This window comes from Streptomyces sp. GL_148 (genome assembly GCF_057834205.1).
Map to the genome: position 1 here is coordinate 432,276 of NZ_JBYQMC010000002.1, position 22,456 is coordinate 454,731.

The window sequence follows — 22,456 nt, forward strand, 5'->3', positions numbered from 1 at the left end:
CGGCCACCGTGATCATGAACGTTTGTGACGACGTATCAAGACGCGGTGGCCGTGGAGGCCACGATAACCGAGCGGGTGTGGGGCGAGGCATTCGGAAGGGCGATGAAGGCGGTCGCGGGCTGTTTCGCACGGTGTGAGGCACGTGCGACGGCGGCGGAGCTGATCACGGGGCTGTTGCTGGAGCTGGATACGCGCAATTGCTGGACTCTCGGGCAGGCGCTGGGGCATCCGGGACCTCACCGGTTGCAGCACCTGTTGTCTCGGGCCCGGTTCGATCACGGCCTGGCCCGGAGGGAGATTGTCGGTCTGGTCGTCGATGAACTTGCCGGGCAGGAAGTGGTGTTGGTGGTGGACGAGACGGGGGATGCGAAATCGTCCACGGACTGTGTGGGAGCCGGCAGGCAGTACTCGGGGGCGATCGGTGGTGTGGGTCTGTGCCAGGTGGCGGTGCACCTGGCGGCGGTCACCGCGACCACGAAGGTGATCATTGACCGGGTCCTGTACCTCCCGGCGGACTGGGCCGCAGACGAGGAACGCCGCGAGGCCGCCGGGGTGCCGGAGCGGATCGTCTTCGCGACGAAACCGCAGCAGGCGCTGGCCATGGTCGCCAACACGCTCGCCACGGGGATCGCAGCCCGCTGGTTCGCGGGCGACGAGGTGTACTGCGGCCGTGAACTGCGTCGGGGCATACGCTCGCTGGGGCTCGGCTATGCGGTCGCCGTCCCGGCTTCGTACCAGGTCACCGACGGGGCGGGCCACCGCCGGGAGGCCCGCAAACTGATCAACAGAGTGCGGCCCGGGCAGTGGATGCGCCGGCAGACCGGACACGGCACCAAGGGCACCCGCGAGTACGACTGGGCCTGGCCCGACGTCCGCCCCGACGACACTCCCGACGAGAACGAGAACGTGGGCTTGATCCGCTTTGACGGACATCTGAGATCAGGGGCTTGGGCCCCGGAAGGATGATGTTCATCATGGAGAGCATGGGGAAGAGGAAGCCGCGCCCTCGCCGTTCGTTCACGCCGGAGTTCAAGGCGGAGATCGTCGAGCTGTGCCGGCGGGGCGCGCGCTCGGTTGGTCAGGTCGCCAGGGATTTCGAGCTGACCGAGACCGCGGTGCGGAGCTGGGTGAGGCAGGCCGAGGTCGACGCCGGCGAACGGGACGGCCTGACCAGCGGCGAACGTGAGGAACTGGCCGCGCTGCGGCGGGAGAACCGCCGGCTGCGCGAGGACGTCGACATCCTCAAGCGTGCGACGGCTTTCTTCGCGACGGAGACCCGGTGAACGTGCACCCGTTCATCGAGGCGGAGAAAACCGCAGGTCACAACGTCAAAAGGACGTGTGAACTCCTCAAGGTCTCCCGGACCGCCTATTACGCCCGACGCATTGCCTCCCGTGGCCCGCGTGCGGTGCGGGACGCCGAGCTGACCGAACAGATCACCGCTGTTCACCAGCGTTCCCGCGGCACCTACGGGGCCCCGCGCGTTCACGCCGTCCTGAAGCGTGAAGGCGCCGGCTGCGGGCGCCGCCGGGTGGCCCGCCTGATGCGACAGGCCGGTCTGACCGGCAGGCACCGACGACGCCGGCACCGCACCACCATTCCCGACCCACACGCGTCCACCCGGCCTGACCTGGTACTTCGTGACTTCCAGCCCGATTTGTCGGCCCTCGACACCCGCTGGTGCGGGGACATCACCTATATCGCCACGAGCGAGGGCTGGCTCTATCTGGCCACCGTGATCGACATCGCCTCACGCCGCGTCGTCGGCTGGGCGACAGCCGACCATCTGCGAACCGAGCTCGTCGCCGACGCGCTGCGGACCGCCTGCCGAACTCGCCGTCCATCCGGTCCGGTGATCTTCCACTCCGACCGAGGCTGTCAATACACCAGCCGTGAACTCGCCGTCCTGGCAGATGAGTTCGGCATCCGCCTGTCGGTCGGACGGACTGGGCAATGCTGGGACAACGCGCTCGCGGAATCGTTCTTCTCGACCCTGAAGAACGAGCTGGGCGACACCGACCCCTGGCCGAGCCGGGCTGCTGCCCGCACGGCGATATTCGAGTGGATCGAGAGCTGGTACAACTTGCACCGGCTTCACAGCAGCCTCGGCTACCGCAGTCCCGCTGAATACGAGACCGCTCTCGCGGCCTGACCACCACACCAAAGGTGCCCGTCAAAGCGGAACAAGCTCAAGGTCACCGACCTGCTGGAGCGGGTCCCCAAGAAGGCCTGGATGCGGTTGAAGACCGGCAACGGCACAAAGGGTGAGCGGCTCTACGACTGGGCGGTGATCGACGTGAACGCCGACGACACCCGCCCGGCCAGGCCGCCGGACACAGCCACGTCCTGGTCCGCCGCCACCGCCGCACCGGCACCCTCTCCTTCTACCGCACCTGGCACCCCGACCCGCAGCCGACATCCGTGCTGGTCAGCGCGGTCTGCCGCCGCTGGCGCGTCGAGGAGGACTTCCAGGGAGCCAAGGGCCTGGCCCACCTCGACACCGGCCAGGTCACCTCCTGGACCTCCTGGCATCGCTGGAGCCTGATGAGCGTCCTCGCCTACGCCCTCCTGGCCATCGGCGCCCTCCACGAGAGGCAACGGGCCAACCCCGAGACCGACGAGACTGAGCATTTTCAACTTGGCCACTGATCGGGTGACGAGGTGGTGGTGAAACGGGCAGAGCCCCCGGGCTGTTGAGCAAGGTATCGATGCTCAACTCTTCAGCCTGGGGGCTCTGTTGGTTCCCTGTCGTGCCGTACTCGATGTTGCGCATGCCCTCGTGGAGTGGGTGACGATGCTGATCGTCACCCGGGAGGGTGACCGCCGGTGCAAGCTGCCGCCCTCCGAGCGGGCCCTGGCCGCACTGGTGTACCTGAAGAAGAACGACACCCTGACTCAGATCGCGGCGGGTTTCGGGATCAGCGTGGGTACCACCCACGCCTACGTTCACGGCGTTGTGGCGCTCCTGGCAGGCCGGGCGCCGGGCCTGACCGCGGCTTTGAGAACGGCGGACGCCCGGTATGTCCTGCTGGACGGGACCCTCGCCGAGTGCGACCGGGTTGGTGACGGCCGCGCCGACTGCTCGGGCAAACACCGCCGCCACGGGGTAAACATGCAGGTCATCACCGCGCCGGACGGAGCCCTGGTCTGGATCTCACCCGCTCTCGCGGGCCGGATCCACGATCTCACCGCGGCCCGTCGGCACCGGATCATCGCCACATGCATCCGCCTCGGCATCCCCGTCCTGGCGGACAAGGCCTACCAGGGAGCCGGCGACATCGTCGCCGTCCCACACCGCCGGCGACCCGGCAAAGACCTCACCGTCAAACAGAAGTCCGTCAACCGGGCACACTCCCGACTCCGGTGGCCCGTCGAGAGAGCCATCGCCCGGATCAAGACCTGGCGCATCCTCCGCAAAGCCCGAACCAGCCCGAACAAACTCACGTCAATCACCAAAGCCATCCTCACCCTGGAGGGGCACCGCTGAAAAGGTTCACTGATGCCGACAGGGCGATGGGGCCCGTCAGCCCGCGTGAACTCCTCGCCTTGCTCCGGGCCTTCGCCCTGCCCCGACCCCGCCAGGACACCGACCCCGCCCACGCCCTGCACTGGTCGCGATGGCGTCGCCATCACCAGCATCGCGCAACAGCCTGCCACCGCCGCTGGAACGACATCACCGCACCAGCCACCACATGACCAGGAACCTCATCCGTCACGAACTACAGCTGCCGTGACCGTCACGACCAGCCATGATCACGAACTACAGCTGCCGTGACTGAGAGGCCTCGCGTTTTCCGGACAGTGATCTGACCGTTTATTTCATGCGGCTATGCGCAACTCCGTATATTCGGCGTGGACTTATCGCGGTGGGCGGTATCCGACAGCCGAGTGGAGGCGTTTGTGATCGTACCAGAGTTCGATGTATCGCGTGATGTCCCGTCGGGCGGCCTCTCGGGTCAGGTACGCCACGCGGGAAACCCGCTCGATCTTCAGTGCGCCGAAGAATGATTCCGCCATCGCGTTATTCCAGCAGACGCCGGGTCACCCGGATGATCGGCGGAGTCCGAACCGCTCCAGCGTTACCGCGAACTCGGCGGACATGGAGGCCTATTCACGGGGTTCACCAGCCCTTCTTGTAGAAGGCGAGGGCGGTGATGGTCCTGGTGATGAGGGGGAAGGTTTGGAGGGCGCCGCGGTAGCGGGTGGCGAGGATCTTCCAGTCCTTCAGGTGCGCGATCGCCCGCTCGACCGCGGCGCGGAGTTTGCCGATGCTCTGGTTGTAGACCTTGTCTCCGGCGGGCCGTTCCCGGCCTGGGGGCTTGCGTCTCGCGGTCAGCATCCCGGAGCCGAGGTAGCCCAGGTCACCGATGTCCTCCCGGTTGGCGAACGTCCCGGGAAAGTGGGACTGCCGCCAGGCATGCATGTCGTGCCGTGAGCCCGGGACGGGCGCCGGGACCGCGAGCAGATCCCCTGACAAAGTGGCCGCGACCTGCAGGTTGAAGCCGGTGTCCCTGGGCTTGCCGGAGAACATTGTTGTGCCCTCGCTTGCCCCGTCCCAGGTGGTCACCAGGGTGCCGTCGATCAGGACGATGCGGCCGGCTGAGATCTCCGTGGGGTCCGGGACGTGTCCGGCCAGGACCTTCTCCACCACCGGCAGTAGCGTCGTCCACCGCCTGGAGACAGTGGCCTGGGAGATCCCGAACAGCTCCGCGGCCGCCTCCTGGACGGGGTTCTGCCGCAGCAGGAACAGCACCAGTACCACCGACTTGTACAGCCCCAGCACCCACATCCGCCCCGGCGTCACCGTCCGGTCCGGATCCTCCACCAACGCCCGGTGGACCTGTTCCACCAGCCCGCCCAGTTGATCCTTGTCCAGCCCTGTCGTAACGTCCCAGCTCAACGGCCCTGCCCCGGTAATGATCTGACGTCTTCGCAAACATCAGGCTACGGAGCAGGGCCCTCTTCACGATCAAGGAAATCGGGCTACGAACCCCCGTGAATAAGCCTCATGTAGTTCGATCCGCGATCGGAGTGGAATATCGCGCCGTCGGTGAGTTTCTGTTCCGTGCTGCGTTGTGGATGGCGCGCGATATGAGAGGGGTTTGGCAGTGGTCGTCCATCGCGTATCCGATGACTTCCTTGGTGCAGCAGTCGATGACGGTCGCGAGATAAAGCCAGCCTTCCCCAGTTTTGACATAGGTTATGTCGCCGACAAGTTTTTCGCCGGGGGCGTCGGCGGTGAAATTCCGGCCGGTCCGGGCCGACCTCACCGCCGCAAGGGCAAACACCATATCGCCGCCCTCACAGCACTCGCCCGACGCCGCATCGACGTCCTCTTCGCCATACTCCGCGACGGCACCTTCTACCAGACACCCACGCCCGCTACGGCTTGACGAAAAGCATAGAGGCACCTTTTTTGGCCCTCACGTGAGCGGAACCCAGGACCACGCGGGACAGATCGAGCAGGCCGACGTCGTCCAGGCGGTGCAGGATCTCCTCGTGGAGCCTGCCCCAGACCCCCAGGGCTGATTCATAGTCCTGATGGCCCGGAGAACCTGCTGGTCACAGGGATGTGACGAACCTTCAGTACGGCATTGGCACATGCACCGGAGCTCCGATGATCAAGGGGACCGACCAAGTCACCCGATCACCGGAGCTCCGATGTGCCGTCAGTCTGACACCGTCTGTCTGTTCAAGTCGCCCTCGCGCGGACTCCGTGAGCTTCCCGGTGCGGCGGCGTGGCTGGCCTCCCTGCCGGATCCACGCGCCCGGCGGGGTCAGCTTCATAGCCTCGTCCCGGTGCTCTTGACCGCCGCGTGCGCGGTCCTGGCTGGTGCCCGCTCCTGGGCCGCGATCGGGCAGTGGGCCCGTCACGCACCCCAGGACACCCTGGCCCGCCTGGGGTTTCATCCGCGCAGCCCCTCGGGGTTCGCCGTGCGGCCTCGCCTTCGACTGTGCGCCGGGTGCTGGTCGGTGTGTGTCCCGGCGGCCTCGCCGACCTCTTCGGACACAGCCCGGCCGGCACGGAATCGGTCGCGGTGGACGGCAAGTGTTCCCGCGGCTCACGCACCGATACCGTCCCGGCCGCCCACCTCCTGTCAGCGGTCACGGCCACCGGCCGGACCGTCAGCCAGCTCAGAGTGCCGGACAAAACCAACGAGATCACCGGCTTCGTCGCCCTGCCCGCCCCGTTCGACCTGACCGGCACGGTGGTCACCGCCGACGCCCTCCACACCCAGCGCGAGCATGCGAAATGGCTGGTGGAGGTGAAGAAGGCGCACTACCTGATAGTGGTCAAGGGCAACCAGCCGAACCTCCACACGGCGATCAAGGCCCTGCCATGGAAGGAAGTGACCGCCCGCCACTACGACCGCGAGACCGGGCACGGCCGACGCGAGACCCTCCCGATCCGCACCCGCACCGTCACCGGCCTCCACCTGGACTTCCCCCACGTCGTCCAAACCGTGAAAATCCTCCGGCACCGCACCGACCTGAAGACCGGCAAGGTCACCCGCCAGACCGTCTACGCCATCACCGACATGACAGCACGCCAAGCATCACCGCAGCTCATCGGCCGTATCGCCAGAGCATAATGGGGCATCGAGGCCGTCCACCACATCAGGGACACCACGTTCGCCGAGGACGCCTCCAAGATCCGGACCGGACACGGACCCCCGAGCATGGTCACCCTGCGCAACCTCGCGATCAACACCCTCCGCGACGTCGGCCACCACAACATCGCCGCCGGACTCCGAGAGACCTCCTGCACACCCTTCACCCGCCCACTCGACCTCCTCGGGCTGCCCCTGACCTGCGACGCAGCATGATCAACACGACTATGAATCAGCCCTGCCCAGACCCCGGCCCGTGACCAGATCAGGAACCTGCAGTGGGCTGTCGACTTCGATATCCCGAAGCACGGCGGCAACGCCCGCCCGGCGCACCCGCTGGCCAGGACGTAGATGATCGCCGCGAACAGCGTCTCATGAGGCGTATCCGGTGTTCCGCCGCCCTACGGCCGCACCCGCGATGGTTGGGACTCAGCGGCTCCGCGATCTCCCACAATCCGTCCGGACCAATCCAACTCCACGTACCCCGCCCCATGAGTGGCACAACGACGCCTCACCACATAGGACACGGTCTAAGTACTTTTTACCCACTGATCATCCTAGGGAGGTACACGAAGTAGTCCTAGACGGGTCATCTCAACGCGATTCACTGGGGAGTTCAAATGGGCGTGCCAGATATTCAGCAGCTCGGGAATCACAGCGAGCTTAAGGAGAATGCTGAGAGTCGCGAGCTATTTACCCAACTAGCCCACATGGAGGTAAACGCTCCAAATTACAAGCGCGTGCGAAATCGCTTAATCGAGATCCATTCATCAATGATTTTCCCAATCGCAAGAAAATTTCGATCGAATTTCGCGGACCTCGATGATTTAATTCAGGTGGGATCGATAGGGTTGATTAAGGCTGTCGAGAGATTCGACCCTTATCGTGGAACTCCATTCCGGCAATTCGCTAATTTCTACGTGTCTGGAGAGATCAAGCGATTCTATCGGGACTCCCTGTGGGCTGTTCACGTCCCTCGCACACAGCAAGAACGTGCTGCGGCAGTGGCTAAAGCCGACGAGACGCTTTTGCGCTCCCTCTCCCGAAAGCCTACCAGTAGCGAGATTTCCGAGTATTTGGAAATCACTGAGACGCAAGTGAATCAGGCTCGCGTCGCAGCAAATGGTTTTTCGTGTAAATCAATATTCGATTCAGGTAGCTCAGGCGTGGGTAGTGAGCTGATGCTGGGGCGGCTTACGGGTTACGAAGATCCAACACTTGATCTTATCGACGACATTTTGACGCTAAAAAATATAGTATGCGCCACAATTAACGGAAGAGAGCGGGCAATGCTATATTGGCGCTTTTACGAAGACATGACACAGGAAGAGATAGGCGTTCGTTTGGGAATATCCCAGATGCAGGTCTCCAGGTCGCTGCACAAGATATTCTCCTGCATTCGCAAATCAATGAACTGTAGCTGAAGTTTTCGCCGTCCCGTCGCCACCCTATTCAGAGAATTTACGGAATACCATGGAAGACACTGGTAATTCAAAGAATCGCGCCACTGATTTGACATTTCGCACCAGATTTGCTGCTCGCTGGAGCAGGCAAATAAGCGCCCTCTACGCACTATCGGCGTGCGGGTCCACTGTCTGCGGGACAGTTATGCTGCTTCGTATCAACTCCTCTATTTTGGGTCTAGCCACGCTGGCGTGTGGGATCGTCGGTATTCTGGCAGCATATTTTAAGCCCCCTGTGTCGCACTTAAGTCCAGGAAAATTTGGCGGGCTTGATAATTCCGGATAGGCTGCTCTATCGACTCCATGAGGTCGAAGCGAAGATGGAAGATAAGCGGCAGCGTCGCTCCTATGGAGGCGACGCATCCGCTTTTGGCGTGATGGCAACAGCAAGGATGACAACCCGTCAAGCTCGTAATATTTCTGTTGAGTGTTTCGTGACACCCCCCAGGCCCTGCGATGCAATGCCGTTGCTTTTGGGGCGGGGTGGGCGTTGGGCCTTTCGTATTAGTGTCGCGTCTGGAGCGGCTGGGCCTTTGGATCTTGACCCGGTCGTGTCCGCCTGAGCTGGTGGACCGGGTGGTTGGTGAGACGGGGTGCGGGGAGAAGCGTCGCCGCCTGTTGCCGGCCCGGTTCACCGTGTACTTCGTCCTCGCGTTGTGCCTGTTCCCGCGGGTCGACTACCTCGAGGTTCTGCGGCTGCTCAAAGCCGGCGAGCGGGGACTGCGGGCGTGGGCCGCAGTGAAGCTACTGTAACCAGAGCCCGGCAACGGCTGGGGTGGCAGGTGATGCGCGGCCTGCACCGAGTTGTCGTCCGCCCGCTGGGCCAGGACAGCGACCTCTTTCAAGGTCTGCGTGTACTGGCCTTGGACGGGATGCTGCTGGCGGTTCCTGATTCGGCCGGAAACCGGGAGGCCTTCGGCAAGTCGGGCTCGCAGCGCAGCCCGTTGGGCTATCCCATGGCACGGGTGGCTGCCGTCGCGGAATGCTCGTCCCATACGGTGCTGGACGCGGTGATCGGAGGATGGAAGGACTCCGGGCGGGTCGTCTCCGACGGACTGGACCGGCATGCCGGCGAGAGAACACCGCTCCTGGCCGACCGTGGGCTGTGGGGATTGGCCAGGTGGCACCGCCTGCACGAACAGGGTGCCCACCTGCTGTGGCGGATTGAACCGTTCCGGGTTGGATAGAGACTCGATTCCGTGAAAGGATCGAGTCATTGCACGACCTTCCCGCTACCCCCTCGAGTTCCGACGCCGTGCGGTGCGCATGTTCGCCGAGGTCCGCGACGATCACCCGAACGAGACGGCCGCACTGCAGACGGTGGCCGAGAAACTCGGCATCGGGTCGCGCGAGACCCTGAGAAACTGGGTCAAGCAACAAGAGATCGACGCGGGGACGCGTCCGGGGGCGACGACGGAGGAATCCGTCCAGCTCAAGGCGCTGAAGAAGGAGAACGCCGAGCTGAAGCGGGCGAACGACATCCTCAAAGCCGCGGCGAGTTTCTTCGCGGCCGAGCTCGACCGGCCACACACACGCTCGTAGCGTTCATCGACGAGCACCGGGACCGCTTCGGCGGCGTCGAGCCGATCTGCCGCGTGCTGACCGCACACGACTGCAAGATCGCACCCTCCACCTACTACGCCCACCACAAACGCACAGCCCTGCCATCCGCCAGGACCGTGCGTGACGCCGAACTGAAAGAGCTGATCCGCGAGGCTTCCGAGGCCAACTACCGTGTCTACGGAGCGCGGAAGATCTGGCGCGAACTGAACCGGCAGCTGTAGTTCGTGAGGCATTGGACGTCGTCGCTGGTCAGCGTGGCGGGTGGGTGCCTGCGGGCAGAGGTGCGGCCACCTGCATCGTGATCGTTTGTGAAGACGAATCAAGAGGCGGTGGCCGCGCAGGCCACGGTAGTACACGCCCTGTGGGGCGAGTCCTTCGAGGCCTTGATGGGCCGGGTCGCGGGCTGTTTCCCACGCCGGGAGACGCGGCTGACCTGCCGGAACATGGTTCAGGGGCTACTGATGGTCAAGGACTCGGCGAACTGCTGGTCGCTGGCCGAGGCCATCGGCCACACCGGTCCGCACGTTCTGCAGCATTTCCTCTCCCGTGCCCGCTTCGACACCGAGGCGATACGTCGGTCGGCCGCGGCATGGACGGTGGAGCAACTCGGCTCCATGGACGTGATGCTTGTGGTGGACGAGACGGGCGACGAGAAGTCCTCCTCCGACGCGGTCGGTGCGGCCCGGCAGTACTCCGGCGCGCTGGGAGGGATCGGGTTGTGTCAGGTCGCGGTGCATCTGTCCTACGTGAGCGCCGACGGACACGCGCTGATCGGCCACCGTCTCTACCTCGGCGAGGCATGGGCTGGCGACGACGAGCGCCGTGAACTTACCGGGGTGCCCGACGAGACGGTGTTCGCCACCAAGCCGCAGCTGGCCGGCGACATGCTCAAGGACGCGTATGCCTCGGGCGTGCGCACCGCGTGGGTGGCCGCCGACGAGGTCTATGGCGGACGCGAGTTGCGCGAGGGGATCCGTAGCCTGGGCTACGGCTACGCGATCGCTGTGCCCACGAGCCACCGAGTCACCACACCGGGCGGGAAAGCCAAGGTCACCGACCTGCTGGAGCGGGTCCCCAAGAAGGCCTGGATGCGGTTGAAGACCGGCAACGGCACAAAGGGTGAGCGGCTCTACGACTGGGCGGTGATCGACGTGAACGCCGACGACACCCGCCCGGCCAGGCCGCCGGACACAGCCACGTCCTGGTCCGCCGCCACCGCCGCACCGGCACCCTCTCCTTCTACCGCACCTGGCACCCCGACCCGCAGCCGACATCCGTGCTGGTCAGCGCGGTCTGCCGCCGCTGGCGCGTCGAGGAGGACTTCCAGGGAGCCAAGGGCCTGGCCCACCTCGACACCGGCCAGGTCACCTCCTGGACCTCCTGGCATCGCTGGAGCCTGATGAGCGTCCTCGCCTACGCCCTCCTGGCCATCGGCGCCCTCCACGAGAGGCAACGGGCCAACCCCGAGACCGACGAGACTGATGCCGACAGGGCGATGGGGCCCGTCAGCCCGCGTGAACTCCTCGCCTTGCTCCGGGCCTTCGCCCTGCCCCGACCCCGCCAGGACACCGACCCCGCCCACGCCCTGCACTGGTCGCGATGGCGTCGCCATCACCAGCATCGCGCAACAGCCTGCCACCGCCGCTGGAACGACATCACCGCACCAGCCACCACATGACCAGGAACCTCACCCGTCACGAACTACAGCTGCCGTGTCAGCCTTCTCGGGGACGGGCGCGCTGCCTCTGGAGGAAAACTGCCCACTGTGTAGACGTAACCCAGGATACCAGTCGGTCTACGCCAATCACTGCTCACCTGGGATTAGCCGAGCGAACTATCTTGGAGGACAAGTGACTGGACGGGTACAGCGGGGGAAAAACGCCATATTGACACTTCCCGAAGTAATCACGCGGCCGCTTCGGGAATGAATAAGGACGAGTGCCGAACAATGCACGCTTTGGCCTTTTCGTGGCACGGCAGCAAGACTGACATCTCACGCCAAGGGCCTGTTTGGATTCATCAGGACGGAAAGCCAGAATGTGAAGCTCAATGCGAGTCCGTCATGCACATAAAGCATCCCGTGAATGCGAGAAACGTTTGCGGCCCTCGCAGTCCTACGCGGAACCGATGCCGACGCTGCATTCAAGGGATTCCCAAAGAACTAAGAAATCTAGAAAACCCCGCCGCCCTACTCAAGTTCGTTCGGAAATTCTTGCCACCGGAGACCCAGGGTACGCTAGACAGAGTCCTGGAGGAGGTTGACTTCTCATCGCTCACGCAAGGGCATTAGACGCAACATCCGTTCCTGCCTATCCTTGAAAGGATAGGGTAACAGATGTTTTTAGTGAGTCTGTCCAGGTAGACGAGCTGCTAGCGGGACGGTTGCCCGACTATCCACCGGGCGTCCGGCCGCGAACCCGATTTGTACCGCAGCTGTTCACGGACTCACACTCATGCAAAAACTAGATAGGATTCAACCAGGATCCGCTCCATGATCACCCCCGATACCCTCCAGACGCCATTGGTGATCATTAGCGCAGGCGATCATGGCCGCACCTATTGATGATAGAGTCACCTCGCATCGACGCGGCCGGTATCATATAGCATTCTCTAGGTCAAACTACCCACTTAATATGACGCCGCTACCGCATTGCCATGCATAATCGCGTGTGCTCAAAAACTTGATTGGAGCATCACCGTGAGTTTCAATTTCATTGACCCGCAGGGCAGTGTTTTGGAAGCAAAACCGGTTGCATTGCGCATGGTGCACGAACAAATGGCAGTCGTGGAAGTACATATCGATGGCCATTCATTCTTCGTACCTGTAGATAGGATCGAGGAAGTAGTGGCAGGGCTGAGGGACATGGCACGACAGGCGTTGCGTAACTACGAACAGTCTGAAATCACTCCACTTGTCAGCGGCTTAGAACGCCTAACACAATGAGGTAGATCGGTCCTGGAAGCCGTGTCCGTTCTGCGGGTTGGGTGTTGTCCAGGCCATGGGGGCTTCACCGTGGATCGTGTCGGATGACCTGTGGGAGCGGATCGAGCCGCTGTTGCCGAAGAAGGAGCGACGGTTCAGGTACCCGGGCCGCAAGCCGGTACCGGACCGGCAGGTGCTGTGCGGGATCCTCTTCGTCATACACACCGGCATCCAGTGGGAGCACTTGCCTCAGGAGCTCGGCTTCGGCTCGGGCATGACGTGCTGGAGGCGGCTGCGGGACTGGCACGAGGCCGGAGTCTGGCAGCGACTCCACGAAGTGCTGTTGGCCGAACTGAACGCCGCGGCCCGACTCGACTGGTCGCGGGCGGTCGTCGATTCCAGCCACGTCAGGGCGTTAAAAGGGGGCTCCAGACGGGCCCGTCCCCAGTCGACCGGGGGCGGGCCGGCTCCAAGCATCACCTGATCACCGACGGACACGGCACACCCCTCGCGGCCATCCTCACCGGCGGCAACCGCAACGACGTCACCCAGCTCATGCCCCTCCTCGATGCCATCCCGCCCGTCCGGGGCAGGCCCGGCCGGCCACGCCGCAAGCCCCAGGCCGTCTTCGCCGACCGTGGCTACGACCACGACATCTACCGTGACCAGGTGCGGGCCCGCCGGATCATCCCCGCCATCGCCCGACGCGGCACACCCCACGGCAGCGGCCTGGGCGTCTACCGATGGGTCGTCGAGCGCACGTTCGCCTGGCTCCACGGCTTCAAACGACTTCGTGTCCGCTGGGAACGCCGAGCGGACATCCACGAAGCCTTCCTCAAACTCGCCTGCTGCCTGATCGCCCACCGCCAAGTGCTGTCGCTTACCTGACCGGCCGCCTCCGCCCATGCGGGAAGGGCCCGGCAAACTGATCGCATGAACCGCGACGACCTGGAAGCCGTACTCGATCGAGACGACAGCACCTTGGCACGTCTCGCCCTGGCCGAACTCCAGGGAGGCGCAGACTTTGAGGTCTTCCGAAGTCAAAGCTCCTCCGCGCGCCTGCTCTGGGCCATCTGGTCCGCCCGCCACCAGAACTTGCTCGACGATGGAGCCGCCCATTGGCCCGGACTGGCCGAAGCCGTCGGCAGACTCCATGCCGAGGGAACAGACCGGATCTACTCGGCCAACATCATCGGGTCACAACAGCGGTTCATCGTCTTCCTCACCGAAGACCTCACCCGCTGCATCGCCTGCATGTAGTCGGCCACCTCATTGTGTTAGGCCCTCTTATCCCCTAATTGCTAAGGGCTTGCAGATCATTAACACGTTGTTTTGGTGTCGCTGTCCTCGCCGGTCTGGGCCTGGACCCGGGTCTGGAGAACGGCGAGGGCTGTGGGCGGGGTTGTCGCGGGTGGGATGGTGATGCCTTGCTTCTCGAGTAGCCGCCGGTGCTTCAGGAGGGTGCGGTGCATCGCGGTGCGGCTGGTGCCGAACAGCACGGCGAGGGGCTCCGCGGCCAGGGCGGCCCGTAGATGAAGCACGGTGGCCAGGACCTGATCGGGGAAGGTCAGCCGGGGCGGGCGGCCGCACCGGGTATCCCCATCCGGGGCCAGAGTCTCGGTGAGGTCGATCAGCTGCCGACGGGTCATCCCGGTCAGGGCGGGGTCGGAAAGCAGGGCCTGATCCCACTCCGGCTCCGGCTCCGGCTTCTGCAGGGTGCGGGCCGACGGGGTCACGGGGGATGGCTGGGGGTGCAGGGCATAGTTCCAGTCGCCGTGGAAGGCATGCCGGGTCAGCGGCAGGGCGGCCATCTCGGTGTCTTTGATGCGGACTCCGGTCGGGTAGGTGTTGGTGTCCAGCCCGGCCGTCACTCTCAGTCCGGTGCGGGTGGTGGTCGCCGCGATCGACTGCACGATGACTTCGTGGCTGGTCAGCGGGCGGCCGCTCCAGTTCATGGTGATGTGCGAGAAGAGCCGGTGCTCGATCTTGTTCCACTTCGATGTGCCGGGCGGTAGATGACACACGGTGATCGTCAGCCCGGTTTCAGCGGCGAGTCGGGCCAGCTCGAGCTTCCAGGCCCGGGTGCGGTAGCCGTTGGATCCGCCGGCGTCAGCGGTGATCAGCAGCCGTGTCGCCCGCGGGTAGGCAGCCTGGCCCTGGCCGAGCCACCAGCGGCGGATCGATTCCACGGCGAACGCGGCGGTGTCGTGATCGGTGCCGACATTGACCCAGCCGGTGTTCGCGGACAGGTCGTAGATCCCGTAGGGAACGGCTTTGCCCAACTGCGGGTCGGCGAAGTCGAGGACGCTTACCGAAGCAGGCTCACCGGCAGGACGCCACTGACGGCCGCTGTTCTTGAACTCGCCGACGAGTTCCTTCTTCTTGGTGTCCACGCTGATCACCGGCTGCCCAGCGTCCCCGTGCTCGCGGGCCTGCTCGTTGAGGTAGCGGAACTGGGCGTCCCGGTCGGGGTGCTGACTGCCCTCGAGAGTCTTGACGTTCGCCTGCAGGCTGAAGCCTTCCTCCCGGAGCAGGTCACCCACGGTATCGGCGCAGATCCGGTGCCCGGCCCGCGCCAGCTCCGCCGCGAGCGTGCGAGTGGATTTCACCGTCCACCGCAGCGGCGACATCGGATCGCCCCTCTCATCGGGCTCGACCAGCGCCAGCAGCGCCGGTCGCAACCGCGGATCCAGATCAGCGACCCGTTTGCGTCCTCCGCCGGGACGCCGGACCCGTCCCAGTGGCTCCTCGCCGGATTCCAGCTCGAGCACGCCATTGCGAACCGTCGTCTCGCTGACCTGGGCCGCACGTGCAACAGCACGGATACCACCGTGCCCCAGCAGCCGGGCCTCGGTCCCCATCAGCAGCCGTCGCTGCCGCTCGTCCAGATGCGGGAACAACACCGCGAACTTCGCGGAGAGTTGGTCACGGGTCTCGTCCGGGATGCGCATACCACACCAACGAGCCCCAGGTCAGGAAGCAACACCTTGATGATCTGCAACCCCTAAGGGTTGTCCCGTAAGTGATCTTCGAGTCGCCGGGGTCGGGCGGCCGCGGTCGGGTCCTCTGGCCTATCCGGCGATGGCGAGGCTGTGCATGCGGGCGAAGGTGTGCTCGACGCGGGCGCGGACCTGTTTGTGGGACTTGTTGTGCTCCTCTTTCCAGTCCGGGAGGGTTATTCACGAGCCTCACCAGGCGATTCGGAAGAAGGCAAGTGCGGTGACGGGGTGTTGATGCCCCTATGGATGTCAAGCGGGGGTGTTGGGCTGAGTTGGCTCGGTTCTCGGAGTGACGATGTGCCGGTAGATCTCTCGTGCGACGTAGCGTTTGAGACAGCGGATGATCTCTCGTCGGGTTTTGCCTTCGGTGAGGCGTCGTTGCAGGTAGGTGCGGGTTCGGTGGTCGCAGCGCAGGCGGCTGAGGACGATGCGGTAGAGGGCGGCGTTGGCCTGGCGGTCGCCTCCGCGGTTGAGTCTGCGGCGCTGGGTCTTGCCGGAGGATGCCTCGACCGGGCTGGTACCGCACAAGGCTGCGAAGGATGCCTCGCTGGCCAGGCGTTCGGGGTTGTCGCCGGCAGAGATGAGCAGGGCGGCGGCACTGTCCGGGCCGACGCCGTAGACCTCGAGCAGGCTCGGGACGCTGGCCTGGACGGCTTCGGTTATCCGTTTGCCCAGCTCGTCGATCTCCTCGGTGAGGTGCCGGATACGGCGGGCCAGGAGCCGCAGGGTGTGGCGGGCGGCCGCTGCCGGACCTGTCGTTGCGGTGGCGTCGAGGTCGGCGCATCGCTTGATCAGGTGCGGGTTGCTCAGCCCCGCCAGTGACTCGCGCAGAGGCGTGTCGGTAGAGACCAGGATGCTTTTGAGCTGGTTGATGGCCTGGGTGCGGGACTTGACCGCGGAGCTCTTGGCCAGCTTGAACAGCCTCAGCGTCTCGACGGGGCCGTCGCTGGTCTTCGCCGTGGCGGTGGCGCGTCCGGACAGCACAGCGCGTGCGGCCGCCTCGGCATCGGCAGCGTCGGTCTTGCCGTGACGGCGCCGGGCCGCCCGGTCGGGCTGGTTGACCTCGGTCACCTCAATGCCCCCGGCCCGCAGGTGCCGTGCCAGGGCGGCTCCGTAGGAGCCGGTGCACTCCACCCCGGCCCGCCGAAGCGTGCCGAACGAGCGGGCCCAGTCGAGGAGCTGCCGGTATCCATCGGCCGTCGCCGGGAAGCTGCGGCCCTCCAGGACCGCGCCGAGCACGGTGATGACCGCGGCGGCATGGACGTCCTTATGGGTGTCCACACCGAGCAGGACATCCTCCGCAGTGTCTGCCGGGAGATGACAAGGGATGGTGGACTGCATGATGCTGGGCAAGGCCGCTGTCTCCTGATTGCTCCGGGAACCGATGGCCGCCGCCGGGCCGAGAGGGCGGTCAAGACTGTGACGGTGCCTGTCGCGAAGGCCCCTATCGGGACACACCCCTCTGCCCGGCGGCAGCACGCACCGTCCCGGACGCCAGCCGGCAGATCAACGCCAAGGCACTACAGCCAGTCACGTTGCGGGCCAGACCGCCACCCGGAACAGCACCCCAACATCCTCACAGTCACGTTGTCGGCGGCATGATCGGTTTGATGGTGCGTCAGGGTGTGCTGGGGCCGGGGCGGTCTGTGAACCTTTTCAGCGGTGCCCCTCCAGGGTGAGGATGGCTTTGGTGATTGACGTGAGTTTGTTCGGGCTGGTTCGGGCTTTGCGGAGGATGCGCCAGGTCTTGATCCGGGCGATGGCTCTCTCGACGGGCCACCGGAGTCGGGAGTGTGCCCGGTTGACGGACTTCTGTTTGACGGTGAGGTCTTTGCCGGGTCGCCGGCGGTGTGGGACGGCGACGATGTCGCCGGCTCCCTGGTAGGCCTTGTCCGCCAGGACGGGGATGCCGAGGCGGATGCATGTGGCGATGATCCGGTGCCGACGGGCCGCGGTGAGATCGTGGATCCGGCCCGCGAGAGCGGGTGAGATCCAGACCAGGGCTCCGTCCGGCGCGGTGATGACCTGCATGTTTACCCCGTGGCGGCGGTGTTTGCCCGAGTAGTCGGCGCGGCCGTCACCAACCCGGTCGCACTCGGCGAGGGTCCCGTCCAGCAGGACATACCGGGCGTCCGGCCGTTCTCAAAGCCGCGGTCAGGCCCGGCGCCCGGCCTGCCAGGAGCGCCACAACGCCGTGAACGTAGGCGTGGGTGGTACCCACGCTGATCCCGAAACCCGCCGCGATCTGAGTCAGGGTGTCGTTCTTCTTCAGGTACACCAGTGCGGCCAGGGCCCGCTCGGAGGGCGGCAGCTTGCACCGGCGGTCACCCTCCCGGGTGACGATCAGCATCGTCACCCACTCCACGAGGGCATGCGCAACATCGAGTACGGCACGACAGGGAACCAACAGAGCCCCCAGGCTGAAGAGTTGAGCATCGATACCTTGCTCAACAGCCCGGGGGCTCTGCCCGTTTCACCACCACCTCGTCACCCGATCAGTGGCCAAGTTGAAAATGCTCTGTGGTTCAGGCGGTGGCGGGCAGGCCGGCAGTACCGGTGATGTGGTTCCAGATGGTGAAGCGGATGCTCATCTCGAAGCGGTATCGGCTGGCGGTCATGAGGTGCCGGTGGGGTCGGAAGTGGGGTGAGATGACGGTGAACGCGGACAGGAACCGCTGCGCTGCCCAGACCGACCGGAAGCCCTTCATTGCGCGCTCTCGTTGCCTGGTCGGCTGGTGGGAGTTCTCGGCCCGGTTGTTCAATCCCTTGTGGGAGCGGTGTTCGACCGAGGGCATCACCTCACGGTGCGCAGCCCCGTAGGAGCGGAGCTTGTCGGTGACGATCACTCTGGGCATCGTCGCGGTGGTGGTGAGGAGTCGGCGGAAGAACCTGCTGGCCGCGGCCTTGTCACGCCGGTTCTGGACCAACTGATCGTTTCAAAATGCGGAAGTGCAGCCACACACAGTGCGAGATCACCTCGACCGGGTACCGGTGATTCCTGTACGACGGCACCACGTCGGACACGACGGCCCCCTCCCAGGACACGGACAACCTGAAGATCATCCCACCCCCGCCCGGGCAACGTGACAACGCCTCGAGCAACTATAAAACCCCAGGTCAAAGCCACAATCTGAGATCTCTGCCGACCCAGGAGCGGTTTATGCGGGCTTGGCGCCACAAGTCGGCATTTCCCTTGCCGTGCGGGCGAGGCCTAGTGTCGCAGTCATGAAGGTTCTTCTCATAGGCGCCACCGGCATGCTCGGCACGGCCGTCAACAAGGAGTTGGCTACGCGTGGCCACGAGATCCTCACCGTTGGGCGCACTGGCGGTGACCTGCGCTACGACATCGCTGACCCGGCACAGATCACGGAACTGTACGACCGGGTAGGCCGGGTGGACGCGGTCGTCAGCGCCGCCGGTAGCGTGCCGTACCGACCGCTCACCGAGATGACGGCCGAGGACTACCTGGCGGCCTTCCTGGGCAAGGTGCTCAGCCAGATCGACCTGGTGCGGCAGGGGATCCCCCGCATTGCGGAGCGCGGCTCCTTCACCCTGATCACAGGTATCCTGAGCCGCGAGCCGATCCCCACTGGCAGCGCGGCCTCCATGGCCAACGGCGCGCTGGAGGCATTCGTACGCGCCGCCGCCATCGAGATCGCCCCGCAGCGCATCAACGCGGTCAGCCCCACGGTCTTCACCGAGAGCCTCGCCAGGTACGGGGACTACTTCCCGGGCATGGCGTCGGTCGATGTAGCCGATGTCGCCCAGGCCTACGTCCGTTCCGTCGAGGGCGCCCAGACCGGGCAGGTCTACGCTTTGTAGAGGGCACTGTCAACTTGGCTGAGGCCTGCCCGTAGGATGATCATCTTGCCGGTGGTGGGGTGTTGGGGATGGGCTGTTCATGGACACGGCGGCGCCGTCGCACAAGGGGTTCCGGTACCCGGCGGAGATCATCTCGCACTGCGTGTGGCTGTACTTCCGCTTCCCGCTCAGCTTCCGCGAGGTCGAGGAGCTGACGCTCGAGCGCGGGGTGACCGTCTCCTACGAGACGGTCCGGCGCTGGTGCCTGAGGTGGCGAGCGACCCGCCCTCACCATGGCTGCACCCGCTGCGCGGTGGCTGGCCGGGGGCCGGTGGTGGTGTCCATGAAGCCACGGTCCCAGGACCGCCCGGGGCGCGGCGGAGAGTTGAGGAAGTTCCCTGCGAAGGGGGTACGCATACCCGCGGTGTGGTTCGGGGTGATGCCGTGTCCGGGACGGGGGCGGGTCGTTGAAGGGCTGGGAAATGCACACCGGCCCGGGCGGGTCCCTCGTATCTTTGCTGTCCCGCCCGGGGACCGGTCCCATTGTCGGCGTCGCTTGAACCGTGGTTCTGGATCACTTTCCGTGCCAGGGCCACGGAGGGTCACCGAAACCGCGATCATGAACCTTCGTGACTGACGCGTTCCTCCAAGACCTCTGGTTCCACCGGGCCGACGACGTCGTGCTCGACACCATCGCCATCCCCGGCGAGCTGGTGACCGTCCAGGCCGCCGCGAGGGCCGGCCGGGCTGAGTGCCCGGCCTGTGGAACCAGCTCGACGCGGGTGCACAGCCGGTACGTGCGCCGTCTCGACGACACCGCGGCGGGCCAGCGCCGTGTGGTCATCGAGTTGCAGGTCCGACGGTTCCGATGCCGCCAACAGGCCTGCCCTCAGGCAACGTTCGCAGAGCAGGTGCCAGGTTTGACCTTCCGTCACGGGCGGCGGAGTCAGGGCCTGCAGAGCGCTCTGCAGCAGGTGGCCCTCATGCTCGCGGGCCGTGCCGGCGCCCGGTTGGCGGACGCGCTCGCCGCTCCGGTGAGCCGTTCCACGTTGCTGCGGCTGATACGAGCGTTACCCGAAAGCGCGCCGACGACGCCCCGCGTGCTTGGCGTGGACGAGTTCGCACTGCGTAAAGGACACGTCTACGCGACGATCCTGGTCGACATCGAGACGCGTCGCCCCGTCGATCTGCTGCCCGACCGCACCGTCGAGACCGTCGCCCGCTGGCTGATCGAGCACCCGGGCGTCCAGGTGATCTGCCGCGACCGCTCTGAAGTTGACCCCTGAACTTGGACAGCGTGTGCTTACGCTGCGGGGGTGAGGTCTTGCTGCAGCAGGGTCCGGGTTTCGAGTGGGGTGAGGTATCCGAACTCGGGGTGCTTGCGGAGCCTGGCGCGGTTGTACTCGACCTCGATGAAGCGGAAGACGTCGGTGCGGGCGGCCTCGTGGTTCTCCCAGACGGTGGTGCCGATCTCCGCTTTCATCAAGCCGAAAAAGCTCTCAGCTGCGGCGTTATCGTAACATGAGCCGGTTCGTCCCATGCTCTGCCTCAGGCCCAACTCCTGTACCGCCTGGCGGAATTCGCCCGAGGTGTACTCCGACCCGCGGTCGCTGTGCATGATGCAGCCGGGCTGGAGGTCGCCGCGGCCGGCGGCCATGCGCAGTGCGTCGGTGACCAGTCCGGCCCGGTGGTGACTGGCCATCGCGTACCCGATGATCTCGCGTGTCCCCAGGTCGAGCACGGTCGCCAGGTACCACCAGCCCTGGAGCGTCGGCAGGAACGTGATGTCCCCGACCAGCTTCACGCCCGGCTGAGGAGCGGTGAAGTCGCGTCCGACCAGGTCAGGAGCGGGTTTGGCCTTGCGGTCGGGCTTGGTCAGGCCGCGCCGCTTGCGGCGCGTGACGCCATGGATGTCACGCTCGGCCATGATCCGCACCACCTTCTTCCTGTTGACCGTCCGGCCTCGTCTGCGCAGTTCGGCGTGGATGCGTGGGGCGCCGTAGGCTCTTCGGGAGCCAGGGCCGCCGTGGATCGCCCGGATCTCGTTGGCCAGCTCGTCCTCGGAGGCCTGCCGCGCCCGGGCCGCCGGGCGCGCGGCCTTCCAGGCGTAGTACGTCGAGCGTGGCACCTCCAGCACGCGGCATAGCAGCGACAGCCCGGGTATCGGCTGGTCATCGGGGGTGTCGGGGTGGGAATCGGCTCTCTGCGCGTCGATGAAGCCGCACACTGTGGCGGTGTCTACTTCAACGTGTCCGTCGCGAAGAGAGCCGTGGCTTTTTTCAGGATGGTCACCGTCTGCTCCAGCTCGCGGTTGCGCCGACGGAGCCGTCCCAGTTCCTCCCGCTCGGCGCTGGTCAGCGCCCCGGAACTGCCCTGACCTCGGTCAACGGCCTCCTGCTTTACCCAACCCCGCAGGCCTTCGGGACTGACCCCGAGGTCGCGGGCGACCTCGGTCACCGTCTTGTCCGACGAGCGGGCCAACGCGATGGCATCCCGTTTGAACTCGGCCGTGTATCGCTTGTTGCTGTTGCTCTTCTTACTCACTGCCTGGAACTGCTTCCTCCGGAACGATTCGTCCCAGTATGAGGCTGTCCAAGTTCAGGGGAAAACTTCAGTCGACGCCGAGCAGCACCTGTTCGGCGGGCTGGCCCGGGAAGTGACACGGGGCATCGGGGTACGTGATGCTGGGCATGGTCGCCCTCTCCTGATCGCCTGGGAAGCCGGGTGGCCGCCGCCGGGCCGGGGCGGTCAAGACTGTGACGGTGCCTGTCGCGAGGCCCCTATCGGGACACGTCCCCTGCCCGGCGGCAGCACGTGCCGCTCCGAGCAGGCGGCCGACAGATCAGCGCCAAGGCACACGGCCAGTCACGTTGCGGGTCAAGCCGCCGTGAGGTTCCCCCGGTGAGCTGGGGGTGCTGATCAGCTGGCCGTGATGGGTTGATGGGTATTCAGGTTCGCTCGTTCGGCCGCTGCCTGTTCGGCGTAGAACTTCTCCTCGTATTCGATGGGGCTGAGTAGCCGTTGTCTTTCCGGACGTGATCGGTGGGTTTCCGCTGGTCAGGCATGCACTCCGTGGCATCGAGGAAGAGTCGGGCC

At 65.2% G+C, this 22,456-nt stretch carries 20 protein-coding genes and 12 pseudogenes; 20 read left to right on the forward strand and 12 right to left on the reverse strand.

All coding sequences use genetic code 11. The features are described from left to right. Positions 1 to 24 precede the first annotated feature (24 nt). The 5 genes and pseudogenes from AC3IYI_RS41680 to AC3IYI_RS41700 form a co-directional block, all read left to right on the forward strand. Positions 25 to 906: pseudogene (locus tag AC3IYI_RS41680) on the forward strand (IS701 family transposase); the annotation flags it as partial. Positions 907 to 983: 77 nt separating this feature from the next. Further along, a complete protein-coding gene (locus AC3IYI_RS41685; protein WP_489412022.1) occupies positions 984 to 1,283 on the forward strand; it encodes a transposase in 300 nt (99 codons plus the stop codon). Beyond that, positions 1,280 to 2,152, forward strand: a complete 873-nt coding sequence (locus tag AC3IYI_RS41690) for an IS3 family transposase (RefSeq protein ID WP_489412021.1) — start codon at positions 1,280 to 1,282, stop codon at positions 2,150 to 2,152. Before AC3IYI_RS41685 ends, AC3IYI_RS41690 begins: the two co-directional genes overlap by 4 nt. Before the next feature lie 269 nt (positions 2,153 to 2,421). Beyond that, positions 2,422 to 2,649: a hypothetical protein gene (locus AC3IYI_RS41695; protein WP_489412182.1), complete on the forward strand. Its 228-nt coding sequence runs from the start codon at positions 2,422 to 2,424 to the stop codon at positions 2,647 to 2,649. Between the two features lie 88 nt (positions 2,650 to 2,737). Beyond that, on the forward strand, positions 2,738 to 3,487 hold the full coding sequence (locus tag AC3IYI_RS41700; protein WP_489412159.1) for a transposase: 750 nt from the start codon (positions 2,738 to 2,740) through the stop codon (positions 3,485 to 3,487). A gap of 371 nt (positions 3,488 to 3,858) precedes the next feature. On the opposite strand, the pseudogene AC3IYI_RS41705 reads toward AC3IYI_RS41700, so the two are convergent. The 4 genes and pseudogenes from AC3IYI_RS41705 to AC3IYI_RS41720 all read right to left on the reverse strand — a co-directional run. Continuing rightward, positions 3,859 to 4,029 (reverse strand): annotated as a pseudogene (locus tag AC3IYI_RS41705) (integrase core domain-containing protein); the annotation flags it as partial. Between the two features lie 91 nt (positions 4,030 to 4,120). Beyond that, positions 4,121 to 4,900 carry a transposase family protein gene (locus AC3IYI_RS41710; protein WP_489412183.1) on the reverse strand — a complete coding sequence of 260 codons (780 nt, stop codon included), beginning with the start codon at positions 4,898 to 4,900 and terminating at the stop codon, positions 4,121 to 4,123. A 106-nt stretch (positions 4,901 to 5,006) separates the two neighbouring features. Continuing rightward, positions 5,007 to 5,228: pseudogene (locus AC3IYI_RS41715) on the reverse strand (DDE-type integrase/transposase/recombinase); the annotation flags it as partial. A gap of 181 nt (positions 5,229 to 5,409) precedes the next feature. Further along, positions 5,410 to 5,529: pseudogene (locus tag AC3IYI_RS41720) on the reverse strand (IS5/IS1182 family transposase); the annotation flags it as partial. A gap of 132 nt (positions 5,530 to 5,661) precedes the next feature. Between AC3IYI_RS41720 and AC3IYI_RS41725 the strand changes: the two are divergent. From AC3IYI_RS41725 to AC3IYI_RS41735, 3 genes and pseudogenes are all read left to right on the forward strand, one after another. Continuing rightward, positions 5,662 to 5,913, forward strand: a pseudogene (locus AC3IYI_RS41725) (transposase family protein); the annotation flags it as partial. Positions 5,914 to 5,963: 50 nt separating this feature from the next. Next, the gene (locus tag AC3IYI_RS41730; protein ID WP_489412184.1) at positions 5,964 to 6,593 is read left to right on the forward strand and encodes an ISAs1 family transposase; all 630 of its coding nucleotides are present in this window, start codon (positions 5,964 to 5,966) and stop codon (positions 6,591 to 6,593) included. A gap of 87 nt (positions 6,594 to 6,680) precedes the next feature. After that, positions 6,681 to 6,827, forward strand: a complete 147-nt coding sequence (locus tag AC3IYI_RS41735; RefSeq protein WP_489412283.1) for a hypothetical protein — start codon at positions 6,681 to 6,683, stop codon at positions 6,825 to 6,827. Here AC3IYI_RS41735 and AC3IYI_RS41740 read toward each other — a convergent pair. Continuing rightward, positions 6,824 to 7,104, reverse strand: a pseudogene (locus AC3IYI_RS41740) (transposase); the annotation flags it as partial. The gene AC3IYI_RS41735 and the pseudogene AC3IYI_RS41740 overlap by 4 nt on opposite strands. 127 nt (positions 7,105 to 7,231) lie before the next feature. Between AC3IYI_RS41740 and AC3IYI_RS41745 the strand changes: the two are divergent. The 9 genes and pseudogenes from AC3IYI_RS41745 (at position 7,232) to AC3IYI_RS41785 (ending at position 13,820) form a co-directional block, all read left to right on the forward strand. Next, positions 7,232 to 8,035: a sigma-70 family RNA polymerase sigma factor gene (locus AC3IYI_RS41745; protein WP_489412185.1), complete on the forward strand. Its 804-nt coding sequence runs from the start codon at positions 7,232 to 7,234 to the stop codon at positions 8,033 to 8,035. A gap of 615 nt (positions 8,036 to 8,650) precedes the next feature. Beyond that, entirely contained in the window at positions 8,651 to 8,827 is a 177-nt protein-coding gene (locus AC3IYI_RS41750; RefSeq protein WP_489412186.1) for a transposase domain-containing protein, read from the forward strand. Between the two features lie 32 nt (positions 8,828 to 8,859). Then, entirely contained in the window at positions 8,860 to 9,261 is a 402-nt protein-coding gene (locus AC3IYI_RS41755; protein WP_489412187.1) for a hypothetical protein, read from the forward strand. A 28-nt stretch (positions 9,262 to 9,289) separates the two neighbouring features. Further along, a complete protein-coding gene (locus tag AC3IYI_RS41760) occupies positions 9,290 to 9,616 on the forward strand; it encodes a transposase (RefSeq protein WP_489412267.1) in 327 nt (108 codons plus the stop codon). A gap of 53 nt (positions 9,617 to 9,669) precedes the next feature. Beyond that, on the forward strand, positions 9,670 to 9,858 hold the full coding sequence (locus AC3IYI_RS41765; protein ID WP_489412188.1) for an IS3 family transposase: 189 nt from the start codon (positions 9,670 to 9,672) through the stop codon (positions 9,856 to 9,858). Positions 9,859 to 9,945: 87 nt separating this feature from the next. Further along, positions 9,946 to 11,315 (forward strand): annotated as a pseudogene (locus AC3IYI_RS41770) (IS701 family transposase). Between the two features lie 1,020 nt (positions 11,316 to 12,335). After that, positions 12,336 to 12,581, forward strand: coding sequence for a hypothetical protein (locus tag AC3IYI_RS41775; protein ID WP_489412189.1), 246 nt, complete (start codon positions 12,336 to 12,338; stop codon positions 12,579 to 12,581). 55 nt (positions 12,582 to 12,636) lie between these two features. After that, a pseudogene (locus AC3IYI_RS41780) lies at positions 12,637 to 13,448 on the forward strand (IS5 family transposase). A gap of 45 nt (positions 13,449 to 13,493) precedes the next feature. Beyond that, on the forward strand, positions 13,494 to 13,820 hold the full coding sequence (locus AC3IYI_RS41785) for a hypothetical protein (RefSeq protein ID WP_489412190.1): 327 nt from the start codon (positions 13,494 to 13,496) through the stop codon (positions 13,818 to 13,820). Positions 13,821 to 13,879: 59 nt separating this feature from the next. Here AC3IYI_RS41785 and AC3IYI_RS41790 read toward each other — a convergent pair whose 3' ends face one another. The 5 genes and pseudogenes from AC3IYI_RS41790 to AC3IYI_RS41810 form a co-directional block, all read right to left on the reverse strand. Further along, complete coding sequence (locus AC3IYI_RS41790; RefSeq protein WP_489412191.1) at positions 13,880 to 15,511, reverse strand: ISAzo13 family transposase; 1,632 nt, start codon at positions 15,509 to 15,511, stop codon at positions 13,880 to 13,882. Positions 15,512 to 15,640: 129 nt separating this feature from the next. Then, positions 15,641 to 15,733 (reverse strand): annotated as a pseudogene (locus AC3IYI_RS41795) (IS5/IS1182 family transposase); the annotation flags it as partial. 75 nt (positions 15,734 to 15,808) lie between these two features. Then, positions 15,809 to 16,900 (reverse strand): IS110 family RNA-guided transposase, encoded by a 1,092-nt coding sequence (locus tag AC3IYI_RS41800; protein ID WP_489412276.1) that lies wholly within the window; start codon positions 16,898 to 16,900, stop codon positions 15,809 to 15,811. Between the two features lie 315 nt (positions 16,901 to 17,215). Beyond that, positions 17,216 to 17,966, reverse strand: a pseudogene (locus AC3IYI_RS41805) (transposase). Between the two features lie 118 nt (positions 17,967 to 18,084). Further along, positions 18,085 to 18,492 (reverse strand): annotated as a pseudogene (locus AC3IYI_RS41810) (IS6 family transposase); the annotation flags it as partial. Between the two features lie 292 nt (positions 18,493 to 18,784). Here AC3IYI_RS41810 and AC3IYI_RS41815 point away from each other — a divergent pair. From AC3IYI_RS41815 to AC3IYI_RS41825, 3 genes and pseudogenes are all read left to right on the forward strand, one after another. Further along, a complete protein-coding gene (locus AC3IYI_RS41815) occupies positions 18,785 to 19,381 on the forward strand; it encodes a short chain dehydrogenase (protein ID WP_489412192.1) in 597 nt (198 codons plus the stop codon). Positions 19,382 to 19,460: 79 nt separating this feature from the next. Next, positions 19,461 to 19,622, forward strand: a pseudogene (locus AC3IYI_RS41820) (IS6 family transposase); the annotation flags it as partial. Positions 19,623 to 19,989: 367 nt separating this feature from the next. After that, on the forward strand, positions 19,990 to 20,646 hold the full coding sequence (locus AC3IYI_RS41825) for an ISL3 family transposase (RefSeq protein ID WP_489412193.1): 657 nt from the start codon (positions 19,990 to 19,992) through the stop codon (positions 20,644 to 20,646). Between the two features lie 17 nt (positions 20,647 to 20,663). Here the strand turns inward: AC3IYI_RS41825 and AC3IYI_RS41830 are convergent, their stop codons facing one another. Together AC3IYI_RS41830 and AC3IYI_RS41835 are read right to left on the reverse strand one after the other, a co-directional pair. Beyond that, complete coding sequence (locus tag AC3IYI_RS41830; protein ID WP_489412163.1) at positions 20,664 to 21,587, reverse strand: IS3 family transposase; 924 nt, start codon at positions 21,585 to 21,587, stop codon at positions 20,664 to 20,666. A gap of 11 nt (positions 21,588 to 21,598) precedes the next feature. Continuing rightward, positions 21,599 to 21,904 (reverse strand): transposase, encoded by a 306-nt coding sequence (locus tag AC3IYI_RS41835; RefSeq protein WP_489412164.1) that lies wholly within the window; start codon positions 21,902 to 21,904, stop codon positions 21,599 to 21,601. Between the last annotated feature and the right edge of the window lie 552 nt (positions 21,905 to 22,456).

Bases quoted from the DNA above. Each gene is read 5' to 3' on its own strand.
- AC3IYI_RS41685 (WP_489412022.1), top strand. From the start codon at position 984: ATGGGGAAGAGGAAGCCGCGCCCTCGCCGTTCGTTCACGCCGGAGTTC.
- AC3IYI_RS41735 (WP_489412283.1), top strand. From the start codon at position 6,681: ATGGTCACCCTGCGCAACCTCGCGATCAACACCCTCCGCGACGTCGGC.
- AC3IYI_RS41745 (WP_489412185.1), top strand. From the start codon at position 7,232: ATGGGCGTGCCAGATATTCAGCAGCTCGGGAATCACAGCGAGCTTAAG.
- AC3IYI_RS41755 (WP_489412187.1), top strand. From the start codon at position 8,860: ATGCGCGGCCTGCACCGAGTTGTCGTCCGCCCGCTGGGCCAGGACAGC.
- AC3IYI_RS41785 (WP_489412190.1), top strand. From the start codon at position 13,494: ATGAACCGCGACGACCTGGAAGCCGTACTCGATCGAGACGACAGCACC.
- AC3IYI_RS41790 (WP_489412191.1), bottom strand. From the start codon at position 15,511: ATGCGCATCCCGGACGAGACCCGTGACCAACTCTCCGCGAAGTTCGCG.
- AC3IYI_RS41800 (WP_489412276.1), bottom strand. From the start codon at position 16,900: ATGCAGTCCACCATCCCTTGTCATCTCCCGGCAGACACTGCGGAGGAT.
- AC3IYI_RS41815 (WP_489412192.1), top strand. From the start codon at position 18,785: ATGAAGGTTCTTCTCATAGGCGCCACCGGCATGCTCGGCACGGCCGTC.